The organism is Microbacterium sp. NPDC056052 (assembly GCF_042266785.1).
Classification (GTDB): domain Bacteria; phylum Actinomycetota; class Actinomycetes; order Actinomycetales; family Microbacteriaceae; genus Microbacterium.
The window spans coordinates 252,563-272,139 of sequence record NZ_JBHJWV010000002.1 but is presented as its reverse complement, the minus strand read 5'-3'; the positions used below and the strand labels follow the sequence as shown (position 1 = coordinate 272,139).

Here is a 19,577-nt window from a genome sequence, read left to right as displayed (position 1 = left end):
ACCGATCCGCCGGACGTTGCGGACGCTGGGCCTCACTGATATGTTCGCTGCTACAACATTTCACCGAGGACGCTGAAGGCGGATCATCATGTCACTCACCCCCACCCGCGAGGACAAGTTCTCGTTCGGACTCTGGACCGTCGGCTACAACGGCGCCGACCCCTTCGGCGGCCCGACCCGCCCGGCCCTCGACGTCGTCCACGCCGTGGAGAAGCTGGCGGAGCTCGGCGCCTACGGCCTGACCTTCCACGACGACGACCTGTTCGCGTTCGGATCCACCGACGCCGAGCGGCAGACCCAGATCGACCGCCTCACCGGAGCGCTGGCCGACACCGGACTCGTGGTGCCGATGGTGACCACGAACCTGTTCAGCGCTCCGGTCTTCAAGGACGGCGGCTTCACCTCGAATGACCGCGCCGTGCGCCGCTACGCGCTGCGCAAGGTGCTGCGCCAGCTCGACCTCGGCGCCGAACTGGGCGCGAAGACGTTCGTCATGTGGGGTGGGCGCGAGGGCGCCGAGTACGACTCCGCGAAGGATATCCGCGCAGCGCTGGAGCGCTACCGCGAGGCCGTGAACCTCCTCGGCGACTACGTGACCGAGAAGGGATACGACATCCGCTTCGCGATCGAGCCGAAGCCGAACGAGCCGCGCGGCGACATCCTGCTGCCGACGCTGGGCCATGCGCTCGCGTTCATCGACTCCCTCGAGCGCCCCGAGCTCGTGGGTCTCAACCCCGAGGTCGGCCACGAGCAGATGGCCGGACTCAACTTCGCCGCCGGCATCGCGCAGGCGCTGTACCACGGCAAGCTCTTCCACATCGATCTGAACGGACAGCGCGGCATCAAGTACGACCAGGATCTGGTGTTCGGCCACGGCGACCTGCACAACGCGTTCGCCCTCGTCGACCTGCTCGAGAACGGCGGTCCGGGCGGCGTGCCCGCCTACGACGGCCCGCGCCACTTCGACTACAAGCCGAGCCGCACCGAGGACGAGACCGGCGTGTGGGATTCGGCGAGCGCGAACATGCGCACCTACCTGCTGCTCAAGGAGCGCGCCGCAGCGTTCCGGGCCGATCCCGAGGTGCAGGAGGCACTGGCCGCGTCGCGCGTCGACGAGCTGTCCACGCCCACCCTCGCGTCCGGCGAGGGCTACGATACCCTGCTCGCCGACCGCTCCGCCTACGAGGACTTCGACACGGACGCGTACTTCGGCGGCAAGGGCTTCGGGTTCGTGCGCGTGCAGCAGCTCGCGACCGAGCACCTCCTCGGCGCCCGCTGAGTCCCCTCCCGTCGACGCCCCCTCCGAGCGCCGAGGCCCCCTCCCAGACACGCTGCTGAGAGGGGGCATCGGTACCACGGAGGGGCCTCGACACCTCGAACCCGCGAAAGGAAGCTCCCGTGCCGCTCGTGATGGGCGTGGACTCGTCCACCCAGTCCTGCAAGGTCGTGATCGTCGACGCCGGATCCGGATCCGTCGTCCGCACCGGAAGGGCGTCGCATCCGGACGGGACCACCGTCGACCCCGAGGCGTGGTGGCACGCGCTGAACGCCGCGATCGCCGACGCCGGCGGGATCGCCGACGTCTCGGCCTGGTCGATCGGCGGGCAGCAGCACGGCATGGTCGCGCTGGATTCATCCGGATCCGTCGTCCGCCATGCGCTGCTGTGGAACGACACCCGCTCGGCGCAGGCTGCCCAGGATCTGATCGCCGAGTTCGGTGCGGACGCGCTCGCCGCCCGCACCGGGCTCGTCCCCGTCGCGTCGTTCACCCTCACGAAGCTGCGCTGGCTGCGGGACGCGGAGCCGGACAACGCCGCACGCGTCGCGGCGGTGGCACTCCCGCACGACTGGCTGACCTGGCGGCTGCGCGGCTACGGCCCGGCCGGCGCGTCGCCGCTCGGCCCGGTGTTCGACGAGCTCGTCACCGACCGCTCCGACGCGAGCGGAACCGGCTACTGGAACCCCGCCGACGGGTCGTACGACCGGGAGCTGCTCATCGCCGCGCTCGGACACGACGCGATCCTGCCGCGCGTGCTGGGACCTGCCGACGCGGTCACGGATCCCGCCGGCCGCGCGGTCGGTCCCGGCGCCGGCGACAACGCCGCCGCCGCGCTCGGACTCGGAGCGGAGCCCGGCGACGTCGTGGTGTCGATCGGCACCTCGGGCACGGTGTGCGCGATCAGCCGCGCGCCGATCTCGGATCCCTCTGGCACGGTCGCGGGCTTCGCCGACGCCGCGGGGCGCTTCCTCCCCCTCGTCGCGACCCTCAACGCGGCCCGTGTGCTCGACGTCACGGCCGCCCTGCTCGGCGTCACGCACGACGAGCTCAGCACCCTCGCCCTGCACGCCGCGGCGGGGGCCGACGGGCTGACTCTGCTGCCGTACTTCGAGGGCGAGCGCACCCCGAACCTCCCCGACGCCACGGCGTCGCTGACCGGGATGACGCTCGCCTCCACCACGCGCGCGAACCTCGCCCGCGCCGCCGTCGAAGGGATGCTGCGCGGCCTGGGCGCCGGGCTCGACGCCCTCCGCGGGCTCGGCATCCCCCTCGAGCGCGCGCTGCTCATCGGCGGTGGCGCGCAGTCCGAGGCGGTGCGCCGGATCGCGCCCGAGATCCTCGGCCTGCCGGTCATCGTGCCCGAACCGGGCGAGTACGTGGCACTGGGGGCCGCACGGCAGGCCGCCGCCTTGACGCACCCGGCGCTCGCGCCCCACGGCGCGGATCGCCCCTAGGCTGACGGGCATGCCGCTGACCGATCTTCCCCTCGCCGACCTGCGCACCTACCTTCCCGAGGTCGCCGAACCCGCCGACTTCGACACGTTCTGGCAGGACACGCTCACCGGATCTCGAGAACTCGCCGCCCCTGCCGAGCTGTCACCCGCCGCGACCCCGATCGACGAGCTCATCGTCGAGGACCTCGCGTTCTCCGGCTTCGGCGGCGAGCGGATCCGCGGCTGGGTCACCCGCCCTCGCCGGGAGGGACGCCTGCCCGTCGTCATCGAATACCTCGGCTACGGCGGTGGCCGGGGCATCCCCGGCGAGCGGCTCCAGTGGGCCGCCTCGGGGTATGCGCACGTGCTCATGGACACCCGTGGCCAGGGCGCCGGCTGGGGATCCGGCGGCACCACCCCGGATCCGCACGGATCGGACGGGGCGACGCCCGGCTTCATGACACGCGGCATCGCCCGCCCCGAGGACTACTACTACCGCCGGGTGTTCACCGACGCCGCCCTGCTCGTGGATGCCGTGCAGGGCTTCGCGTTCGCCGACCCGGCGCGGATCGCGGTCACCGGCGGCAGCCAGGGCGGCGGCATCAGCATCGCCGTGGCGGCACTGCACCCCGGCGTCGCCGCGGTCATGCCCGACGTGCCGTTCCTGAGCCACTTCCGACGCTCGGTCCTGCTGACCCCCGAGCATCCGTTCCGCGAGATCGAGCGCTATCTCGCCGTGCACCGCGACCGCGTCGAGCAGACCTTCCGGACCCTGTCGTATTTCGACGGCGTCAACTTCGCACGTCGCATCACGAAGTCGGCGCTGTTCTCGGTGGCGCTCATGGACGACATCGTGCTGCCGTCCAGCGTCTTCGCCGCTTACAACCACCTGGTGACGGACGACGCGACGATCGAGGTCTACGAGTTCAACGGCCACGAGGGCGGCGGCTTCGCCCAGTGGCTGCGCCAGACCGCTTGGCTCGCCGAGCGCCTCTGACACGCCGCCGTTCTGGCGGGTCGGATCCGCCTGCAGACCCGCGGGCCGTTCAGGTCGCACTTTCGGCTCCAAAAACCCGACTTTGGGACCGAAAGTGCGACCTGAACGGCGGAAGTGCGACCTGAACCGGGGAAGTGCGACCTGAGGAGCGCTCCGCGCGGCCGGGGCCGGCAGTCCGCAACATCCGGGAAACACGGGATGCGTACACTCGGGGACGCCACAAGCACGCACTCCCCCGAAGGACCCACCATGTCCGGTACGCCGTCGCCCGCGCCCATCACCGTGTCGATCCGCCGTGAGGTCGATCCCGCCCGCATCGCCGAGGCCACGGCCTGGGTGCAGACGGGGGTGAACCTCGCAAGCTCCCACCCCGGCTTCCTCGGATCCGGCTGGGTGCGCGACGGCGAGGACTCGCACCACTGGCACATGCTCTACCGCTTCGCGGACGAGGCGGCCCTCGACGCCTGGGAGGCGTCGAAGGAGCGCACGTGGTGGCTGTCGATGGGCGAAGGCTTCGTGCGCAGCGAGCGCACCCGGCGGCGGACCGGGATCGAGGGCTGGTTCGACGAGCCCTCGACCGAGACGATCTCGGTGTCCTCCTCGACCGGCGCGACCACGGTCCTGGTCGCGCCGTCGCCGCCGCGGTGGAAGCAGGCCGTGTCGATCTGGCTCGGCTTCTTCCCGGTGAACCTCGTCTTCACCTATCTGATGAGCCCCGTGCCCGGCTGGAACGGCCTGCCGATCTGGCTCCGCGTGCTCGCGACCACGGTCGTACTGACACCGATCATGACGTACTGGGTGCTGCCGTTCGTGACGCGCTCGCTGCGCCGGTGGCTGGCCCGCTGACCCCGTCCCCAAGAAACCTGATCCGCCCCTGAGAACAGAGAACGACCGCTATTCCGCAGGACGGATCCGAGGGGATCCTCCTGCAGAACGACAATCGTCCTTCGAACGTGCGAGGTGGGCAGACCGTCCGGTCAGACCTCGACGTGGCGCTCTGGCACCCCGTCGTAGGCCGAGAGCGGGCGGATCAGGGCGTTCGATGCGGCCTGCTCCATGACGTGGGCGGTCCAGCCCGTGACCCGCGACGCCACGAACAGCGGCGTGAAGGTCAGCGTGTCGAAGCCGATGAGGTTGTACGCCGGGCCCGACGGGTAGTCGAGGTTCGGGTGGATCCCCTTGCGCGCCACGAACTCGTTCGCGAGCGTCGTGTACAGCGCCTCGACGTCGGGGCGGTCGTAGTGCTCCACGAGCGTGTCCAGCGCCGCCTTCATGGTCGGCACCCGGGAGTCGCCGTTCTTGTAGACGCGGTGCCCGAAGCCCATGATCTTGCGCTTCTCGGCGAGCGCCGTGTCCAGCCAGGCGTTCACGTTCGACGCCTCGCCGATCTCGTCGAAGATGTGCAGCACCGCCTCGTTCGCACCGCCGTGCAGCGGGCCCTTGAGCGCGCCGATCGCGCCGACCACCGCGGAGTACAGGTCGCTCAGCGTCGAGGTGATGACGCGCGCCGTGAAGGTCGACGCGTTGAAGGAGTGCTCCGCGTACAGGATCATCGAGCGGTTGAACGCATCGACGACGACCGGATCCGGCTCGGTGCCGAAGGTCATCCAGAGGAAGTTCGCGGAGTAGTCCAGGTCGTCGCGCGGGGCGACGATGTCCTCGCCGCGGCGGCGGCGCTGCCCGTAGGCGACGATCGCCGGGAGCGCGGCGAACAGCCGGATGCTGCGCTCGAGGTTCTGCTCGGGGGTGCCGCTCGCGTCGAGCACGGATCCGGATCCCCCCGCATCCGAGGCGCCGAGCAGGCTGACCGCCGTGCGGATCTCGTCCATCGGGTGGGCCTCGACCGGCACCAGGTCGATCGCGGCCTTGACGTTGGCGGCGAGCGCACGGTGCTCGCGCTCGGTCGCGCGCAAGGCCGCGAGCTGGTCGGCGCTGGGCAGCTCGCCGTTCCAGAGCAGGTAGGCGACAGCCTCGAAAGGCTGGGTCGCCGCGAGCTCCTGCACGGGGTACCCGCGGTAGAGCAGGCTGTTGGTCTCGGGGTTGACCTTCGAGATCGCCGTCGTGTCGACGACGACGCCCGCGAGGCCCTTCTTGATGTCGGGGTCGCTCATGGTGCTGCTCCTTTGCAATTCACGGGGTCGTTGAGCGTCCTTGGTCTCGTCGCTGCGCTCCTCGCTCAGGAACCGTTCCCTCTATCGGTCCCTGAGCGAGCGCAGCGAGACGAAGGGCGCTCAACGCCCGGTGGTGTCGATCGTGAAGTTGAAGACGTTCGTGTCGAAGTGGTTGTACGACTCGTAGTCGATGAGGTCGTACAGATCCGCCCGGTGCTGCATCTCGCCGAGCGCGGAGGTCAGACTCCCCTCCTCGTTCAGCGTATCCAGCGCACGCCCCGTCGCGCCCATCGCGATCCGGAGCATCGAGACCGGCCAGATCACGATGCTCACGCCGGCGCTGCGCAGCTGCTCGGTCGTGAAGAGCTCGCTCTTGCCGAACTCCGTCATGTTCGCGAGGATCGGCACGTCGAGCTCGGATGCCATCCGCTCGAACTCCGCGAGCGTGCGCATCGCCTCGGGGAAGATCGCGTCCGCCCCGGCGTCGACGAGGGCCTTGGCCCGGTCGACGGCGGCGTCGATGCCCTCCACCGCGCGAATGTCGGTGCGCGCCATGATGAGGAAGTTCGGATCCCGCCGGGCGTCGACCGCGGCCCTGATGCGCTTGGTCGCGGTGGACTCGTCGACCACAGCCTTGCCGTCGAGGTGCCCGCAGCGCTTGGGGTTGATCTGGTCCTCGATGTGAGTGCCGGCAAGGCCGGCATCCTCGAGCGTCTGGATCGTGCGGGCCACGTTCATGGGCTCGCCGAAGCCGGTGTCGGCGTCGATGATCGCCGGCAGCTCGGTCATCCGGGCGATCTGCTGCCCCCGCCCCGCCACCTCGGTGAGCGTGGTGAGGCCGATGTCGGGCAGGCCCAGATCCGCCGACAGCACGGCGCCGGAGATGTAGACGCCGTCGAAGCCCTTGCGCTCGATGAGCCGGGCGGAGAGCGGATTGAACGCGCCGGGGAAGCGCAGCAGCTCGCCCGCGGCGAGCCGCTCGCGGAGGATCCGCCGCTTCTCCGCGGCCGGTGTGGTGGCGTACAGCATCAGTCTCTCCTCAGTCCTTCTCAGTTCTTCCTCAGGCCGGCGCCGTGACCGTGTCCCACTTCCGGCTCGGAATCTGCGGGATTCCGAACCGGATATGGGACATCACAGCGCCGGAAACGGGACACGATCGATCAGAACAGGCCCTTGGGCGCCGGCGCGGCCGCGAGCACGCCGGGGGCCGCGACGATCGACAGCTCGGCGACCTCGGCGGCGGTGAGTTCGGGCAGCCGCTGCACGAGGGCGAGGAACCGCTCGATCTCGGCCGGCTCGAGCACCGGCTCAGCGAGGATCCGGAACTTGCGGATGTAGTCCTCCCGCGCGAACGGCCGCGCGCCGAGCGGGTGCGCGTCGGCCACGGCGATCTCGTCCGTCACCGTCTCGCCGTTCGTCAGGCGGATCTCGACGCGCCCGCCGAACGCCTTCTCGGCGGGGTCGATCGAGTGGTAGCGACGAGCCCACTCCGCATCCTCGGCGGTGGTGACCTTGTGCCAGAGCGCGACCGTGTCCTCGCGCTGCGCGCGCTCGGGCGCGTAGGAGTCGACGTGGTGCCAGGCGCCGTCCTGCAGGGCCACCGCGAAGATGTACGGGATCGAGTGGTCCAGCGTCTCGCGGGACGCGTGCGGGTCGTACTTCTGCGGGTCGTTCGCGCCGGATCCGATCACGTAGTGCGTGTGGTGGCTGGTGTGGATCACGATCGAGGAGATGTTCGCGGGATCCGTCAGCTCCGGGCGCTCGTTGTGCAGCTTCCGGGCGAGGTCGATCCAGGCCTGCGCCTGGTACTCCGCCGAGTGCTCCTTCGTGTAGGTGTCCAGGATCGCGCGCTTGGGCTCGCCGGTCACGGGCAGCGGCACGTCGTACGACGCGTCCGGCCCGTCCAGCATCCAGGCGACCACGCCGTCCTCGCCCTCGTAGATCGGGCTCGGCGAGGTCTCGCCGCGCATCGCCCGGTCGACGGCCTCGACCGCCATCTTGCCCGCGAAGGCGGGGGCGTGCGCCTTCCACGTGGAGATCTCACCCTTGCGGCTCTGCCGCGTGGCGGTGGTGGTGTGCAGTGCCTGCCCGACGGCCTGGTAGATGGTCTCGACGTCGAGGCCGAGCAGGGTGCCGATGCCGGCGGCGGCAGAGGGCCCGAGGTGCGCGACGTGGTCGATCTTGTGCGCGTGCAGGCTGATCGCCTTCACGAGGTCGACCTGGATCTCGTAGCCGGTCGCGATGCCGCGGACGAGCGCGCGGCCGTCGGCGCCGACGTGCTGCGCCACCGCGAGGATCGGCGGGATGTTGTCGCCGGGGTGCGAGTACTCGGCGGCGAGGAAGGTGTCGTGGTAGTCCAGCTCGCGCACGGCGACGCCGTTCGCCCACGCCGCCCACTCCGGGCTCGTGCGGCGCTCGAGTGCGCAGCCGAACACGGTGGATCCGGATCCGTTCACCGAGACGGGGTGGTCCAGCGCCTGCTGACGGGCGGCGCTGACGGGGGCGCGGGTGAGCGAGGCGGCCGCGACGGACGCGTTGTCGATCACGCGGTTGATGATCATGTCGACGACGTCGGCGTCGACCTCCACCGGGTCGGCGGCGATCTCGGCGATGCGCCAGGCGAGCTGCCCCTCGCGCGGGAGCTGCTCGTCGCTGCGGTGCACGCGGAGGTGGTGGGTGACGGTCATGCTCTGGCCTTCTTTCCGTTCGGGGTCGTTGAGCGGGCACCGGCGGAGCCGGCGGACTCCCCCGGGGTCGTTGAGCGAGCACCGGCGGAGCCGGTGTTCGTTGAGTGAGCCGAAGGCGAATCGAAACGCAGAGACGAAACGCCGTGCTCTTCCGTGCTCAGCGAGTCGAGGATGCTCGCGAGCGCGTTGTGCAGGTGGACGTGAGTGGCGTGCGCAGCGAGGTCGCCATCTCCGGATCCGATCGCCTCCGCGATCAGCCGGTGCTCACCGGCGCTCGCGGCGAGACGCGCGGGCTTGTCCCGCGCCATCCGGCGCACGCGCACGAGGTGGGTGCGCACGGTGCGCAGCGCGGCCGTGAGGTAGTCGTTGCCGACGGCCGCGTCGAGCGCCTCGTCGAAGCGGGCGATGAGCGCGTAGTACTGCGCGCGCCCCGCCTCGTCCCCGAGCGCCTCGGCGGCGTGGGCGAAGCGGGCGGCGAGCTCGGTGAACTCCGCGCGGTCGCCCGCGGCCGCGGCGGCGCGCGCGGTGCTCTCCTCGAGCGCGCGGCGCAGCACGAACAGATCGCGGATGTCGTCGGCGTCGATCGCGGCGACCACCGTGATGCGCGGCGAGAGTTGCTCGACGAGCCCGTCCGCCGTCAGCCGGCGCAGGGCCTCGCGCAGCGGGGTTCGGCTCACACCGAGCCGCTCGGCCTGCTCGACCTCGGCGAGCACGGTGCCGGCGGCGAGGGATCCGGACTGGATCTCCTCGAGCAGCGCACGGTAGGCGAACTCCCCCGCGCGCATCCCCTCGGCGACGATGGTCATGTCGCCAGTGTATACACAAAGGCGAACGCTAGGCGAGTTTCTGCCGAGACTGGCCTATTTCGTATACATAAGTCAGTGCAGCGCCTCGGCCGGCTCCGGAACCGCATCGGGATCCACCTCGTCGACGACGGGCTCCCCGAGCTTCACCAGCACCACGCCGACGAGCACGAGCGCGCCGCCGAACGCCTGCAGCAGGTCGGGCAGCTGCCCGAGGAACAGCCAGCCGAACAGCAGCGCGGCGATCACTTCCGAGAGCGCCACGAACGACGCGAAGCGGGATCCCAGCCTCCGCGTCGACACGATGCCGAGCACGTAGGCGAGCGCCGTCGCGATCACCCCGACCGCGAGGACCGGCACGAACCACGGCAGCGTGCCGAACCGGTAGGTGACGTCGCGGGTGTTCCAGACCATCGGCAGGATCCCGGTCGCGCCCGCGACGGTCAGGCCGATCGATCCGATCAGCAGGCCGAGTCCGGCGAGGGCGATCGGAGGCAGCCCGGTGTCACTGCGCCCCGAGAGCAGGAAGTAGGTCGCGGCGCCAACCATCGCGCCGAGCGCCCACAGAATCCCGATCGGGTCGATCCGGGATCCGGTGAAGATCTCCAGCATGAGCACGAGCCCGATGAACGCGACGACCGCACCGACCATGCCACGCACGCCGGGGCGCTCCCCGCGCCGGAGCCAGAGCCAGAGCACGACCGCGATCGGCGCCGTGTATTCGATGAGGAGCGCGAGACCGACGTCCATGACGGCGACGGCCTGGAAGAAGCACAGCTGCGCGGCCGTGACTGCGAGCAGCCCGTACACGACGATCATTCCGGCGTTCTTCCGGACCGTCCCCCAGCGCCCGCGCAGTGCGAGCAGGGTCGGCACGAGCAGGACGAGCGCGGCAACCCACATGCGCACCGTGACGGCGGCACCGGGGCTCCACCCCGCATCCATGAGGCCGCGGGCCCATGCTCCGCTCATCCCGAAGGAGAGCGCGGCAGCGAGGGCGAAGACCAGTCCGGAACGCATGCCGGCGGCACGCCTGTCATTCGCCATTGTGCTCATGACATGTGACGCTACTCGTCGGCAATGTAAGATGTCAACATGATCTTCACCGATGACACCGAGGAGACTCTCCGGGCCGCCGTGTGGCTCGTGAACTCGGCCGAGGATCCCGACACGCTCACCTCTCTGAGCGAGGAAGCGGCCTTCGTGAGTCAGTTCGGCTACACCGGACGGATCGATCGCGACGAGGCGGAGCTGGCGGAGCTGCGCGAGATCCGCCCGCAGCTGCGCGCGATGCTGCTCGCCTCGCGCGACGACATGGCCCTCGCCGTCAACGAGGCCCTCGCCGGCTTCGCCCTGACGCCTCGCCTCGCGCGGCACGGAACCCTGGACTGGCATCTGCACGCGGTCGCCGACGACCACCCCCTGCGCGAGCGCGTGATCGTGGAGACCGCGATGGCGCTGATCGACGTGATCCGGGCCGAGGAGGGATCCCGCATCTCGGTCTGCGCCGACGACACCTGCGAAGCCCTCGCGCTCGACCTCTCCCGCAACCGCTCCAAGCGCTACTGCTCCACGGTCTGCGCGAACCGCAACGCCGTCGCCGCCTACCGCGCCCGCCGCGCCGAGGTATAGCCCCCTCCCGGAGCCCCCGGAGCCCCTCCGCTTCCGCAGCCCCCGGGCACTCCCTCCACCCCCGCAGCCCCCGGCACTCCCTCCACTTTCGAGTCGTCCCCATCAGCGCACCCCATAGTCTCCGGTGGTGGGGACAACTCGGAGATCGCAACACTCCACATCCGAGTCGTCCCCATGAGCGCACCCCATAGCCTCCGCTGGTGGGGACGACTCGGAAGTGGGAGAGCTGGGCACGAGGGCACGAGGGCACGAGGGCGCGCGGGCGGAAGTGGGAGGGGGCGGATACCCTCGTGAACATGACCGACTGGACCGGATCCGCCATCGCCCTGCTCGAGGCGGACGGGAACCGCAGCGCCGACACGCACCTGCACGTGTTCCCCCTGCCCGCGGAATGGGGCATCGACCTCTACCTCAAGGACGAGTCGGTGCACCCGACCGGATCCCTCAAGCACCGGCTCGCCCGGTCGCTGATCCTGTACGGGCTGGTCAACGGGCGCATCCACGAGGGCACGACGCTGGTCGAGGCCTCGAGCGGATCCACGGCCGTGTCCGAGGCGTACTTCGCGCGGATGCTGGGCCTGCCGTTCGTGACGGTCGTGCCGCGCTCGACCAGTCAGGAGAAGATCGACCTCATCGAGTTCTACGGCGGGCGCTGCCACTTCGTGGACTCGGGGCGAGACATGTATCCCGAGGCCGAACGCCTCGCCTCCGAGTGCGGCGGGCACTACCTCGACCAGTTCACCTACGCCGAGCGCGCCACGGACTGGCGCGGCAACAACAACATCGCTGAGAGCGTCTTCAGCCAGCTGAGCCGCGAGCGCCACCCGATCCCGAGCTGGATCGTCGTCGGCGCGGGCACCGGCGGCACGAGCGCGACCTTCGGCCGTTACGTGCGATACCGCTGCCACGACACCCGCATCGCGGTCGTAGATCCCGAGGGCTCGGCCTTCTATGGCGGCTGGCGCAACGGGGATCCGTCCTTCACCACCGGCACCCCGAGCCGGATCGAGGGCATCGGCCGGCCGCGCGTCGAACCCTCGTTCGTACCGGGCGTCATCGACGAGATGATCCCGGTCTCCGACGCCGCCTCGGTCGCCGCGATCCGGCTGCTCAAGCAGCGCACGCTGCACTGGGCCGGCGGATCCACCGGGACGAACCTCGTCGGCGCGTTCCAGCTCATCGCCCGGATGCTGCGGGCCGGCGAGCGCGGCAGCGTGGTCACCCTCATCTGCGACGGCGGCGCGCGCTATCTGGACACCTACTACTCCGACGACTGGGTCGCGGCCCAGGACTGGGATCTGGCCCCGCATCGCGCGCGCATGGAGCACTTCCTCACGACCGGGGAGTGGATCGAGGGCTGAGCCCGTCCGCCGGACCGGCGTCGCGGCGATCCGGGCGTGACCGCGTGGACCCCGGTCGCTACGCTGGCGGCATGACCACGCTCATCCTCACCGTCGTCGGATCCGACCGCCCAGGCCTCGTCGCGACCGTCGCGCACATCGTCGACGAGCACGGCGGCAACTGGGAGAACAGCCGGCTCGCGGAGCTCGAGGGCACGTTCGCCGGCGTGATCCAGGTGTCGGTGCCCGTCGAGCGGGTCGAGGAGCTGCGCGCGTCGCTGCACGGGCTCGACGGACTGCTCACGGTCGCGGTGCACCCCGGATCCGGATCCGAGGCGGCCGACGCCCCGCAGGAGCTGTCGATCCAGGTGCTCGGCAACGACCGGGCGGGCATCGTGCGCGAGATCTCCGGCGTGCTGAACGCGCACGCCCTGAGCATCGAGAGCATGACCACCGAGACCCGCGATGCGGCGATGGCGGGCGGACGCCTGTTCGAGGCCTCGGTCGTCGCTCGGGTGCCCGCGGATGCGGATCCGGAGGCCCTGCGCGCCGCTCTCGAGCGGATCGCGCACGACCTGCAGGTCGACATCACGGTCGCCTGACCCGCCCCACACCTACCGCGAGACTCCATCTGGGCGACGAGACTGCAGCTCAGGCGTGCAGTCTCGTCGCGGAGATGGAGTCTCGCGGTCAGGAGGGGGCAGCCGGACCCGGCGAACCAGATTCAGACCAGGCGCTGCTTCGGGGAGACCTCGTAGGTGTCCTGGGGGTCGTCGTTCACGACGCCGGCTAGAGCACCGTCGATCGCGGACAGGGTGTCGGCGTCGAGCACCACGCCGGAGGCCTTGACCGTATCGGCCAGCTGCTCCGGGCGGGAGGCGCCGACGAGGGCGGCCGCCACGTTCTTGTTCTGCAGCACCCAGGCGATCGCGAGCTGCGGCATCGTCAGGCCCGCATCCGCCGCGATGGGCTTCAGCCGCTGGACGGCGGTGAGGATGTCGTCCTGCAGGAGCCTCTGGATGAAGTGCGCGCCCGAGTGCGGATCCGTCGCGCGCGAGCCCTCCGGCACCGGCTGCCCGGGCAGGTACTTGCCGCTCAGCACACCCTGCGCCATCGGTGACCAGACGATCTGCGAGATCCCCAGCTCCTGGGACGCCGGCACGACCTTGCCCTCGATCACGCGGTGCAGCATCGAGTACTGCGGCTGGTTCGAGATGAGCTGCACGCCCAGCTGCTTCGCCAGCGCGTGGCCCTCGCGAAGCTGCTCAGCGGTCCACTCGGACACGCCGATGTAGAGCGCCTTGCCCTGCCGCACGACGTCGGCGAAGGCCTGGAACGTCTCCTCGAGCGGCGTCTCGTAGTCGAAGCGGTGCGCCTGATACAGGTCGACGTAGTCGGTGCCGAGGCGCTTCAGGGATCCGTTGATCGACTCGAGGATGTGCTTGCGGCTGAGGCCGGTGTCGTTCGGGCCCTTGGGGCCGGTCGGGAAGTAGACCTTCGTGAAGATCTCGAGGCTCTCGCGGCGCTGGCCCTCGAGAGCCTTGCCGAGCACGACCTCCGCGGCCGTGTTCGCGTAGGTGTCGGCCGTGTCGAACGTCGTGATGCCGGCGTCGAGGGCGGCGTGCACCGTCTTGACCGCGGCGGCGTCCTCGACCTGCGAGGCGTGCGTGACCCAGTTGCCGTACGTGATCTCGGAGACCTTCAGACCGCTGTTGCCCAGGTATCGGTAGTTGACCATGGCTCCAGCGTAGGCGTGTCCGGTCACGGCAGGATCCGTGTCCGTCATCCGAACACTGACATTCCCGTCGCATCTCCTGCCGCTTTCCGGCAGATGTTCCGGCAGTTCTCGCGACGTGAGCGGTTGGGGTGGGAGCCGTGGCCACGGCAGAAGCCGGGGCGCCGACGCGTCACTCCGCCATCTGCTTGCGCAGCCAGTACTCGGTCTGCGCGACGTGCCCGGCAGCCGCCGCCGAGGCCGCGGCGGGATCCCGCGCGAGCAGACCGCGGGCGATCGCGCGGTGCCCGGCGTCGGAGAGGACCTTGAGCTGCGCCGCATCCGCGTCGTCGAAGATCCGGTACTGCCGGGTGCGCGAGCGCAGGACCTCGAGGAGGCTCGTGAGCGCGGCGTTACCGGCGAGCTCCGCGATGCGCATGTGGAACTCGTGATCCAGCCGGGATGCCTCGTCGTGATCGGGGCTGTCGGCGATCCGCTCGACGAGGTCGGCCAGCTCCGCGAGCATCTCCTCGTCTGCGCGTGCGGCGGCGATCGCCGCCGCGTGCGCCTCCAGCGGACGGCGGATCTCGACGAGCTCCAGAATCGCGTCCAGGGGCAGCACATCGACCGTCAGCGAGAGGCCGCGGATGAGGTCGGCGGGGCGGAGCGTGCTCACGTAGCTCCCCGATCCGTGCCTGGTCTCCAGCACGCCGAGGGCGGCGAGCATCCGGATCGCCTCCCGGACCGAGCCACGGGACACCCCGAGCTGCTCGCACAGCTCGCCCTCGCTGGGCAGCTTGTCGCCGGGGCGCAGCTCCCCGTCCGCGACGAGCGCACGCAACCCGTGCAGCGCGGTCTCGAGTGCGCTCATGGCTTCCTCCCTGGGCGAGTCCTCTCACGAGTGTGGAGCACCGCCGGGTTTGAGAATAGTCGTCGGACGACTTTGGGCCAAAAGTCGTCGTTCTCTGGCCTGCACACGACTTCTGTGCCAAAGTTGTGCGACAAGTTGACCTGTTCCCCCCGCCCCCTTCAAGGATGAGATCCCATGGACGACCCCCGCACGGCCGCCCGCATCGCCCCGGTGCCGCTCCTCTCGTACGACAGGGCCCGTGACGCCTGGCCGCTCGATCCCCGGATCGTGCACCTGAACCACGGGTCCTTCGGCGCGGTGCCGACCGAGGTCGTCGCCGTTCAGGACGCGCTGCGCAGGGAGGCCGACCTCAGCCCGGTCGGCTGGTTCCCCCGGATCGCGGAGAAGGTCGCGGCCGCCCGCGGCGAGGTCGCGCCGCTCGTGGGCGCCGATGCCGCGAACACCGCCTTCGTGCCTAACGCCTCCGCCGCCGCGACAGTCGTCTACAACGCCCTGCGGCTGGATCGCGACGACGAGATCCTCGTCACGGACCACGGCTACGGCGCCGTGACCATGGGGGCGGCACGGCTCGCCCGCCGCTTCGGCGCCCGGCTGCGCACGGTCGCCCTCGGCCTGCTGGACGACGCGGACACGGTCGTCGCCCGCTTCGCCGAGGAGATCGGCCCGCGCACGCGGCTCATCGTCGTCGACCAGATCACGTCCTCCACGGGCCGCCGCTTCCCCACCGCCGAGATCACCGCACTCGCGCACGAGCACGGCGTACGCGTGCTCGTCGACGGCGCCCACGCGCCCGGTCTGATCCCCGATGCGGCGGTCGTCGGGGGCGGCGACTGGTGGTTCGGCAACCTGCACAAGTGGCCGTGCGCACCGCGCGGATCCGCCCTGCTCGTGACGCAGGCGCCCGACCGCGACGAGCTCTGGCCGCTCATCGACTCCTGGGCCGCGACGGACGCGTACCCCGCGCGCTTCGACACCCAGGGCACGATCGACGCCACGGCCTACCTCGCCACCCCCGCCGCGATCGCGTTCATCGAGCGGGAGCACGGCTGGGACCGCACGCGCGACACGGTCTCCGAGATCGCGGACGCCGGCGCCTCGATCATCGCGGAGGCCTTCGAGCGCGCCGCCGACGAGCCCGCGCTCGTCGACCTGCCCATGCCGGTCCCCTCGATGCGCCTGATCCGCCTGCCGCTCGGCATCGGGCGGACCCGCGAGGAGGCGGACGACCTGCGCATGCGCCTGTTCGACGAGGTCGGCGTGGAGACCGCCTTCACGAGCTTCGCCGGGGCCGGCTACTTCCGCCTCTCGGCACACCTGTACAACGAGGCCTCCGACTTCGAGGCGTTCGCCGAGCGCTGCGTGCCGCGGATCCTCGAGCTCGCCGGTCGCTGACCCGTCCCTCCCCCACCTGCTCCAGCCCTGCAACACCCAATGAAAGGAAGCCCCATGGTGAAGCGCACCCGACTCGCCTCGATCGCCGGGGTCGGCATCGTCGCCCTCCTCGCACTCAGCGCCTGCTCCGGCGGAGCCTCGAGCGGAGGCGGATCCGCCGACGGCAAGGTCACCCTCCAGATGGTCGAGAGCCTGACGAACCCCGACCGCACCAAGCTCCTCCGCGGCCTGCTCGACGACTTCCAGAAGGCCAACCCGAACATCACCGTCAAGCTGGTCTCGCCGCCGACCGAGCAGGCCGACACGACGATCCAGCAGATGCTGCAGTCCGGCAAGGGCATCGACGTGCTGGAGACCCGTGACATCACGGTCGGACCGTTCGCGAACAACCACTGGCTGTACGACATGACGGCGGATCTGAAGAGCTGGGACGACTGGAGCGCGCTCACCGACAACGCCAAGAAGGCCGGCGTCTCGGACGGCAAGACCTGGTTCGTCCCCTACGGCTTCTACGGCCTCTCGCTCTTCTACCGCACCGATCTCGTGAAGTCCGCGGGCTTCGACGGGCCGCCCAAGTCCTGGAAGGACCTGCTCGAGCAGGCCTCCAAGATCCAGGATCCGGAGAAGAACCAGTACGGCTACGCGTTCCGCGGGGGCAAGAACGCCAACTCGAACGTGGTCGCGGCGATCGAGGCGTACACGATCGACGACCTCGACACCTCGAACGCGTTCCTGCTCAAGGACGGCAAGACGATCTTCTCCTCGCCCGACGCGCAGAAGGGCGTCGACGACTACTTCGCGCTGTTCAAGAAGGCCTCGCCGCCGTCGGCCGTCTCCTGGGGCTACCCGGAGATGGTGGCCGGTTTCACGAACGGCACCACGGCCTTCCTGCTGCAGGACCCCGAGGTCATCGCGACCGTCTCGGCGTCCAGCCTGAAGGAGGACCAGTGGAACACCGCGCCGCTGCTCACCGGCCCGAGCGGCAAGGCGGCGCAGCCCCTCGCCGTCGCCGGCTGGGGTGTCGCGCAGTCGAGCGCGCACAAGGACGCGGCGGTCAAGCTCGTCGAGTACCTGTCCTCGGCGAAGCCGGCCACCACGTTCGCGCAGAAGAACAGCCTGGTGCCGATCATCGCGGCCGCGGCCAAGGATCCGTTCTACTCGACCGGTCCGTGGACGAGCTACGTCACCATGACCGAGCACCCCGACACCTACGTCAACGTGCAGCAGCCCCGCGGCGTCGCGTGGTGGACGGAGTGGATCCAGAAGTCCGACCAGGACGTGCAGAGCGTGCTGCTCGGCAACATGACCACGAAGGAGCTGCTGACCTCGTGGGACCAGTACTGGACCGAGAAGTACAAGAAGGGCTGATGTCGTGACCTCGACCTCCGCCGCCGAGCGCCCGGCCGGTTCCTCCGGCCGGGCCGCTCGGCCTGTGCGGCCGCACCCCGCCCCCAGGGACCCCGGGCGCCGCCGCACCACGTTCCGCGCGCGGCACGCGCTCACGATCCTCGCCTTCCTCGCGCCCGCGATCGTGTTCGTGTGCTGGTTCACGTATCTGCCGATGCTCCAGGGCGCGCGCATGGCGTTCCTGGACTACAACCTCTGGGATCTCACCTCGACGCCGTTCGTCGGCTTCGACAACTTCGCGAAGGTCCTCTCCGACCCGGTCTTCCCGACCGTCGCCGGCAACACCGTGCTGTGGGTGATCGGATCCCTGGTCCCGCAGTTCGTGATCGGCTTCCTCATCGCCCTCGCACTGCGCCAGCGGTTCCGTTTCCGCGGCGTCTACCAGGCGCTCGTGTTCTTCCCCTGGGCCGTGTCCGGATTCCTCATCGGGATGTTGTTCCGCTGGATGTTCAACGCCGAGTTCGGCGTGATCAACGACTTGCTCATGAAGACGCATCTGATCTCGGCGCCCCTGCCGTGGCTCGCCGATCCGAAGCTCGCGATGTTCGCGGTGATCGTCGCGAACATCTGGTACGGCGTGACGTTCTTCGCGATCATGATCCTCGCCGCGCTGCAGTCCGTGCCGGAGGAGGTCCTGGAGGCGGCGAGCCTGGACGGCGCCGGCAAGGCGCGCCAGCTCTTCTCGATCGTGATCCCGTACATCTCCACGACCCTGTTCCTCACCGTGCTGCTGCGCGTGATCTGGATCTTCAACTTCCCCGACATCATCTGGGCGATGACGGGCGGAGGGCCGGCGAACCGGACGCACATCATCACGACCTGGATGATCAACTTCACGCAGCAGGGCAACTACGGCACGGCGAGCGCGATCGGCCTCATCGTCGTCGCGGTGCTGTTCGTGTTCTGTGCGTTCTACCTCTTCGCGATGCGGAAGGCCAGCCGATGAGCGCCACCATGACCCTCACGACCGGACGCACGGGCTCCTCGCGGCCGGCGCGCTCCTCCCGCTCCCGGATCACCGTCGGCGGCGTCGTCAAGGTGGTCGGGCTCGCGCTCTGGCTGCTGATCACACTGTTCCCGCTGTACTGGATCGTGCTGACCTCGTTCAAGTCGCCGCAGACCGTGAACCGTTTCCCGATCGAGTACTGGCCCTCCGAGCCCTCGGTGCAGAACTACGCCAAGCTGTTCTCCGACGCGAACTTCGGGGTGTTCCTGGCGAACTCGGCGATCGTCGCCCTCATCGCGGGTGCGACCTCGACGCTCATCGCGCTGCTCAGCTCGTACGTGATCTCGCGGTTCGAGTTCCGCGGCAAGAGCGCGGTGCTCATCGCGTTCCTGCTCACTCAGATGATCCCCGCGTTCATCGCGCTCGGCCCGCTCTACACGATGATGACCGACCTCGGCCTGGTCGACAGCAAGCCAGGGCTGATCCTCGTCTACATCGCCGTGTGCATCCCGTTCTCGACCGTGATGCTGCGCGGCTTCTTCGAGAACGTGCCGGATGCGCTCGAGGAGTCGGCGATGATCGACGGCTGCTCCCGGCTCGGCGCGCTGTTCCGGATCCTGGTGCCGGTCATGACTCCCGGGATCATCGCCGCGTTCATCTTCAACTTCGTGAACTGCTGGAACGAGCTGTTCCTGTCCGTCGTGCTCATGCAGTCCGAGGAGAACCGCACGATCCCGGCCGCGCTGAACAGCTTCATCTCCACGTTCAACGTGGACTGGGGCTCGATGTCGGCCGCCGCGGTGCTCACGATCCTGCCGACCATGGTGCTCTTCGCGGTCGCCAGCCGCTGGATCGTGGCCGGCCTCACCGCAGGATCCGTCAAGGAGTAGCCGGCCCGCCCAGCCTCGATCCTGGTTCCCGGCTGCCGGCTCCTACGTCGGGTCGCGATTCTCGTCGGAACCCCA

At 69.8% G+C, this 19,577-nt stretch carries 17 protein-coding genes and 1 pseudogene; 11 read left to right on the top strand and 7 right to left on the bottom strand.

Annotation, left to right across the window (positions count from 1 at the left end):
* Positions 1-88: 88 nt before the first annotated feature.
* From xylA to ACFC1J_RS05315, 4 genes are all read left to right on the top strand, one after another.
* Positions 89-1,279, top strand: coding sequence for a xylose isomerase (gene xylA, locus ACFC1J_RS05330; protein ID WP_375903194.1), 1,191 nt, complete (start codon positions 89-91; stop codon positions 1,277-1,279).
* Positions 1,280-1,410: 131 nt separating this feature from the next.
* The gene (gene xylB, locus ACFC1J_RS05325) at positions 1,411-2,733 is read left to right on the top strand and encodes a xylulokinase (protein WP_375903633.1); all 1,323 of its coding nucleotides are present in this window, start codon (positions 1,411-1,413) and stop codon (positions 2,731-2,733) included.
* A gap of 10 nt (positions 2,734-2,743) precedes the next feature.
* On the top strand, positions 2,744-3,709 hold the full coding sequence (locus ACFC1J_RS05320) for an acetylxylan esterase (protein WP_375903192.1): 966 nt from the start codon (positions 2,744-2,746) through the stop codon (positions 3,707-3,709).
* A 249-nt stretch (positions 3,710-3,958) separates the two neighbouring features.
* On the top strand, positions 3,959-4,555 hold the full coding sequence (locus tag ACFC1J_RS05315) for an antibiotic biosynthesis monooxygenase (protein WP_375903190.1): 597 nt from the start codon (positions 3,959-3,961) through the stop codon (positions 4,553-4,555).
* Positions 4,556-4,686: 131 nt separating this feature from the next.
* On the opposite strand, the gene ACFC1J_RS05310 is transcribed toward ACFC1J_RS05315, so the two are convergent.
* The 5 genes and pseudogenes from ACFC1J_RS05310 to ACFC1J_RS05290 form a co-directional block, all read right to left on the bottom strand.
* The gene (locus tag ACFC1J_RS05310) at positions 4,687-5,820 is read right to left on the bottom strand and encodes a bifunctional 2-methylcitrate synthase/citrate synthase (protein ID WP_375903188.1); all 1,134 of its coding nucleotides are present in this window, start codon (positions 5,818-5,820) and stop codon (positions 4,687-4,689) included.
* 120 nt (positions 5,821-5,940) lie between these two features.
* Positions 5,941-6,849 (bottom strand): methylisocitrate lyase, encoded by a 909-nt coding sequence (gene prpB / locus ACFC1J_RS05305; RefSeq protein ID WP_375903186.1) that lies wholly within the window; start codon positions 6,847-6,849, stop codon positions 5,941-5,943.
* Between the two features lie 131 nt (positions 6,850-6,980).
* Complete coding sequence (locus ACFC1J_RS05300) at positions 6,981-8,507, bottom strand: MmgE/PrpD family protein (protein WP_375903184.1); 1,527 nt, start codon at positions 8,505-8,507, stop codon at positions 6,981-6,983.
* A gap of 155 nt (positions 8,508-8,662) precedes the next feature.
* Positions 8,663-9,292 (bottom strand): annotated as a pseudogene (locus tag ACFC1J_RS05295) (GntR family transcriptional regulator); the annotation flags it as partial.
* A 93-nt stretch (positions 9,293-9,385) separates the two neighbouring features.
* Complete coding sequence (locus ACFC1J_RS05290) at positions 9,386-10,366, bottom strand: DMT family transporter (RefSeq protein WP_375903182.1); 981 nt, start codon at positions 10,364-10,366, stop codon at positions 9,386-9,388.
* 39 nt (positions 10,367-10,405) lie between these two features.
* Here ACFC1J_RS05290 and ACFC1J_RS05285 point away from each other — a divergent pair, with 39 nt between their 5' ends.
* The 3 genes from ACFC1J_RS05285 to ACFC1J_RS05275 all read left to right on the top strand — a co-directional run bounded on the left by ACFC1J_RS05285 (position 10,406) and on the right by ACFC1J_RS05275 (position 12,884).
* Complete coding sequence (locus ACFC1J_RS05285; RefSeq protein WP_375903180.1) at positions 10,406-10,942, top strand: CGNR zinc finger domain-containing protein; 537 nt, start codon at positions 10,406-10,408, stop codon at positions 10,940-10,942.
* Positions 10,943-11,238: 296 nt separating this feature from the next.
* A complete protein-coding gene (locus tag ACFC1J_RS05280) occupies positions 11,239-12,303 on the top strand; it encodes a PLP-dependent cysteine synthase family protein (protein ID WP_375903178.1) in 1,065 nt (354 codons plus the stop codon).
* 71 nt (positions 12,304-12,374) lie between these two features.
* The gene (locus ACFC1J_RS05275; protein WP_375903176.1) at positions 12,375-12,884 is read left to right on the top strand and encodes a glycine cleavage system protein R; all 510 of its coding nucleotides are present in this window, start codon (positions 12,375-12,377) and stop codon (positions 12,882-12,884) included.
* Positions 12,885-13,006: 122 nt separating this feature from the next.
* Here ACFC1J_RS05275 and ACFC1J_RS05270 read toward each other — a convergent pair whose 3' ends face one another.
* Positions 13,007-14,020: an aldo/keto reductase family protein gene (locus ACFC1J_RS05270; RefSeq protein WP_375903174.1), complete on the bottom strand. Its 1,014-nt coding sequence runs from the start codon at positions 14,018-14,020 to the stop codon at positions 13,007-13,009.
* Positions 14,021-14,189: 169 nt separating this feature from the next.
* Complete coding sequence (locus tag ACFC1J_RS05265) at positions 14,190-14,867, bottom strand: FadR/GntR family transcriptional regulator (protein WP_375903172.1); 678 nt, start codon at positions 14,865-14,867, stop codon at positions 14,190-14,192.
* Positions 14,868-15,041: 174 nt separating this feature from the next.
* Between ACFC1J_RS05265 and ACFC1J_RS05260 the strand changes: the two genes are divergently transcribed.
* Genes ACFC1J_RS05260 through ACFC1J_RS05245 form a run of 4 tightly spaced genes read left to right on the top strand, consistent with a single transcriptional unit; the run spans position 15,042 to position 19,502 of the window.
* Positions 15,042-16,259 (top strand): aminotransferase class V-fold PLP-dependent enzyme, encoded by a 1,218-nt coding sequence (locus ACFC1J_RS05260; protein ID WP_375903170.1) that lies wholly within the window; start codon positions 15,042-15,044, stop codon positions 16,257-16,259.
* Between the two features lie 54 nt (positions 16,260-16,313).
* A complete protein-coding gene (locus ACFC1J_RS05255) occupies positions 16,314-17,627 on the top strand; it encodes an ABC transporter substrate-binding protein (RefSeq protein ID WP_375903168.1) in 1,314 nt (437 codons plus the stop codon).
* Positions 17,628-17,631: 4 nt separating this feature from the next.
* Entirely contained in the window at positions 17,632-18,612 is a 981-nt protein-coding gene (locus ACFC1J_RS05250; RefSeq protein WP_375903166.1) for a carbohydrate ABC transporter permease, read from the top strand.
* Positions 18,609-19,502, top strand: coding sequence for a carbohydrate ABC transporter permease (locus ACFC1J_RS05245; RefSeq protein WP_375903165.1), 894 nt, complete (start codon positions 18,609-18,611; stop codon positions 19,500-19,502). Before ACFC1J_RS05250 ends, ACFC1J_RS05245 begins: the two co-directional genes overlap by 4 nt.
* Positions 19,503-19,577: the final 75 nt, after the last annotated feature.

Coding starts and splice junctions, on each gene's coding strand:
- prpB (WP_375903186.1), bottom strand. CDS start 6,849: ATGCTGTACGCCACCACACCGGCCGCGGAGAAGCGGCGGATCCTCCGC.
- ACFC1J_RS05290 (WP_375903182.1), bottom strand. CDS start 10,366: ATGAGCACAATGGCGAATGACAGGCGTGCCGCCGGCATGCGTTCCGGA.
- ACFC1J_RS05300 (WP_375903184.1), bottom strand. CDS start 8,507: ATGACCGTCACCCACCACCTCCGCGTGCACCGCAGCGACGAGCAGCTC.
- ACFC1J_RS05310 (WP_375903188.1), bottom strand. CDS start 5,820: ATGAGCGACCCCGACATCAAGAAGGGCCTCGCGGGCGTCGTCGTCGAC.
- ACFC1J_RS05265 (WP_375903172.1), bottom strand. CDS start 14,867: ATGAGCGCACTCGAGACCGCGCTGCACGGGTTGCGTGCGCTCGTCGCG.
- xylA (WP_375903194.1), top strand. CDS start 89: ATGTCACTCACCCCCACCCGCGAGGACAAGTTCTCGTTCGGACTCTGG.
- ACFC1J_RS05320 (WP_375903192.1), top strand. CDS start 2,744: ATGCCGCTGACCGATCTTCCCCTCGCCGACCTGCGCACCTACCTTCCC.
- ACFC1J_RS05275 (WP_375903176.1), top strand. CDS start 12,375: ATGACCACGCTCATCCTCACCGTCGTCGGATCCGACCGCCCAGGCCTC.
- ACFC1J_RS05260 (WP_375903170.1), top strand. CDS start 15,042: ATGGACGACCCCCGCACGGCCGCCCGCATCGCCCCGGTGCCGCTCCTC.
- ACFC1J_RS05255 (WP_375903168.1), top strand. CDS start 16,314: ATGGTGAAGCGCACCCGACTCGCCTCGATCGCCGGGGTCGGCATCGTC.
- xylB (WP_375903633.1), top strand. CDS start 1,411: ATGGGCGTGGACTCGTCCACCCAGTCCTGCAAGGTCGTGATCGTCGAC.
- ACFC1J_RS05315 (WP_375903190.1), top strand. CDS start 3,959: ATGTCCGGTACGCCGTCGCCCGCGCCCATCACCGTGTCGATCCGCCGT.
- ACFC1J_RS05245 (WP_375903165.1), top strand. CDS start 18,609: ATGAGCGCCACCATGACCCTCACGACCGGACGCACGGGCTCCTCGCGG.
- ACFC1J_RS05285 (WP_375903180.1), top strand. CDS start 10,406: ATGATCTTCACCGATGACACCGAGGAGACTCTCCGGGCCGCCGTGTGG.
- ACFC1J_RS05270 (WP_375903174.1), bottom strand. CDS start 14,020: ATGGTCAACTACCGATACCTGGGCAACAGCGGTCTGAAGGTCTCCGAG.
- ACFC1J_RS05280 (WP_375903178.1), top strand. CDS start 11,239: ATGACCGACTGGACCGGATCCGCCATCGCCCTGCTCGAGGCGGACGGG.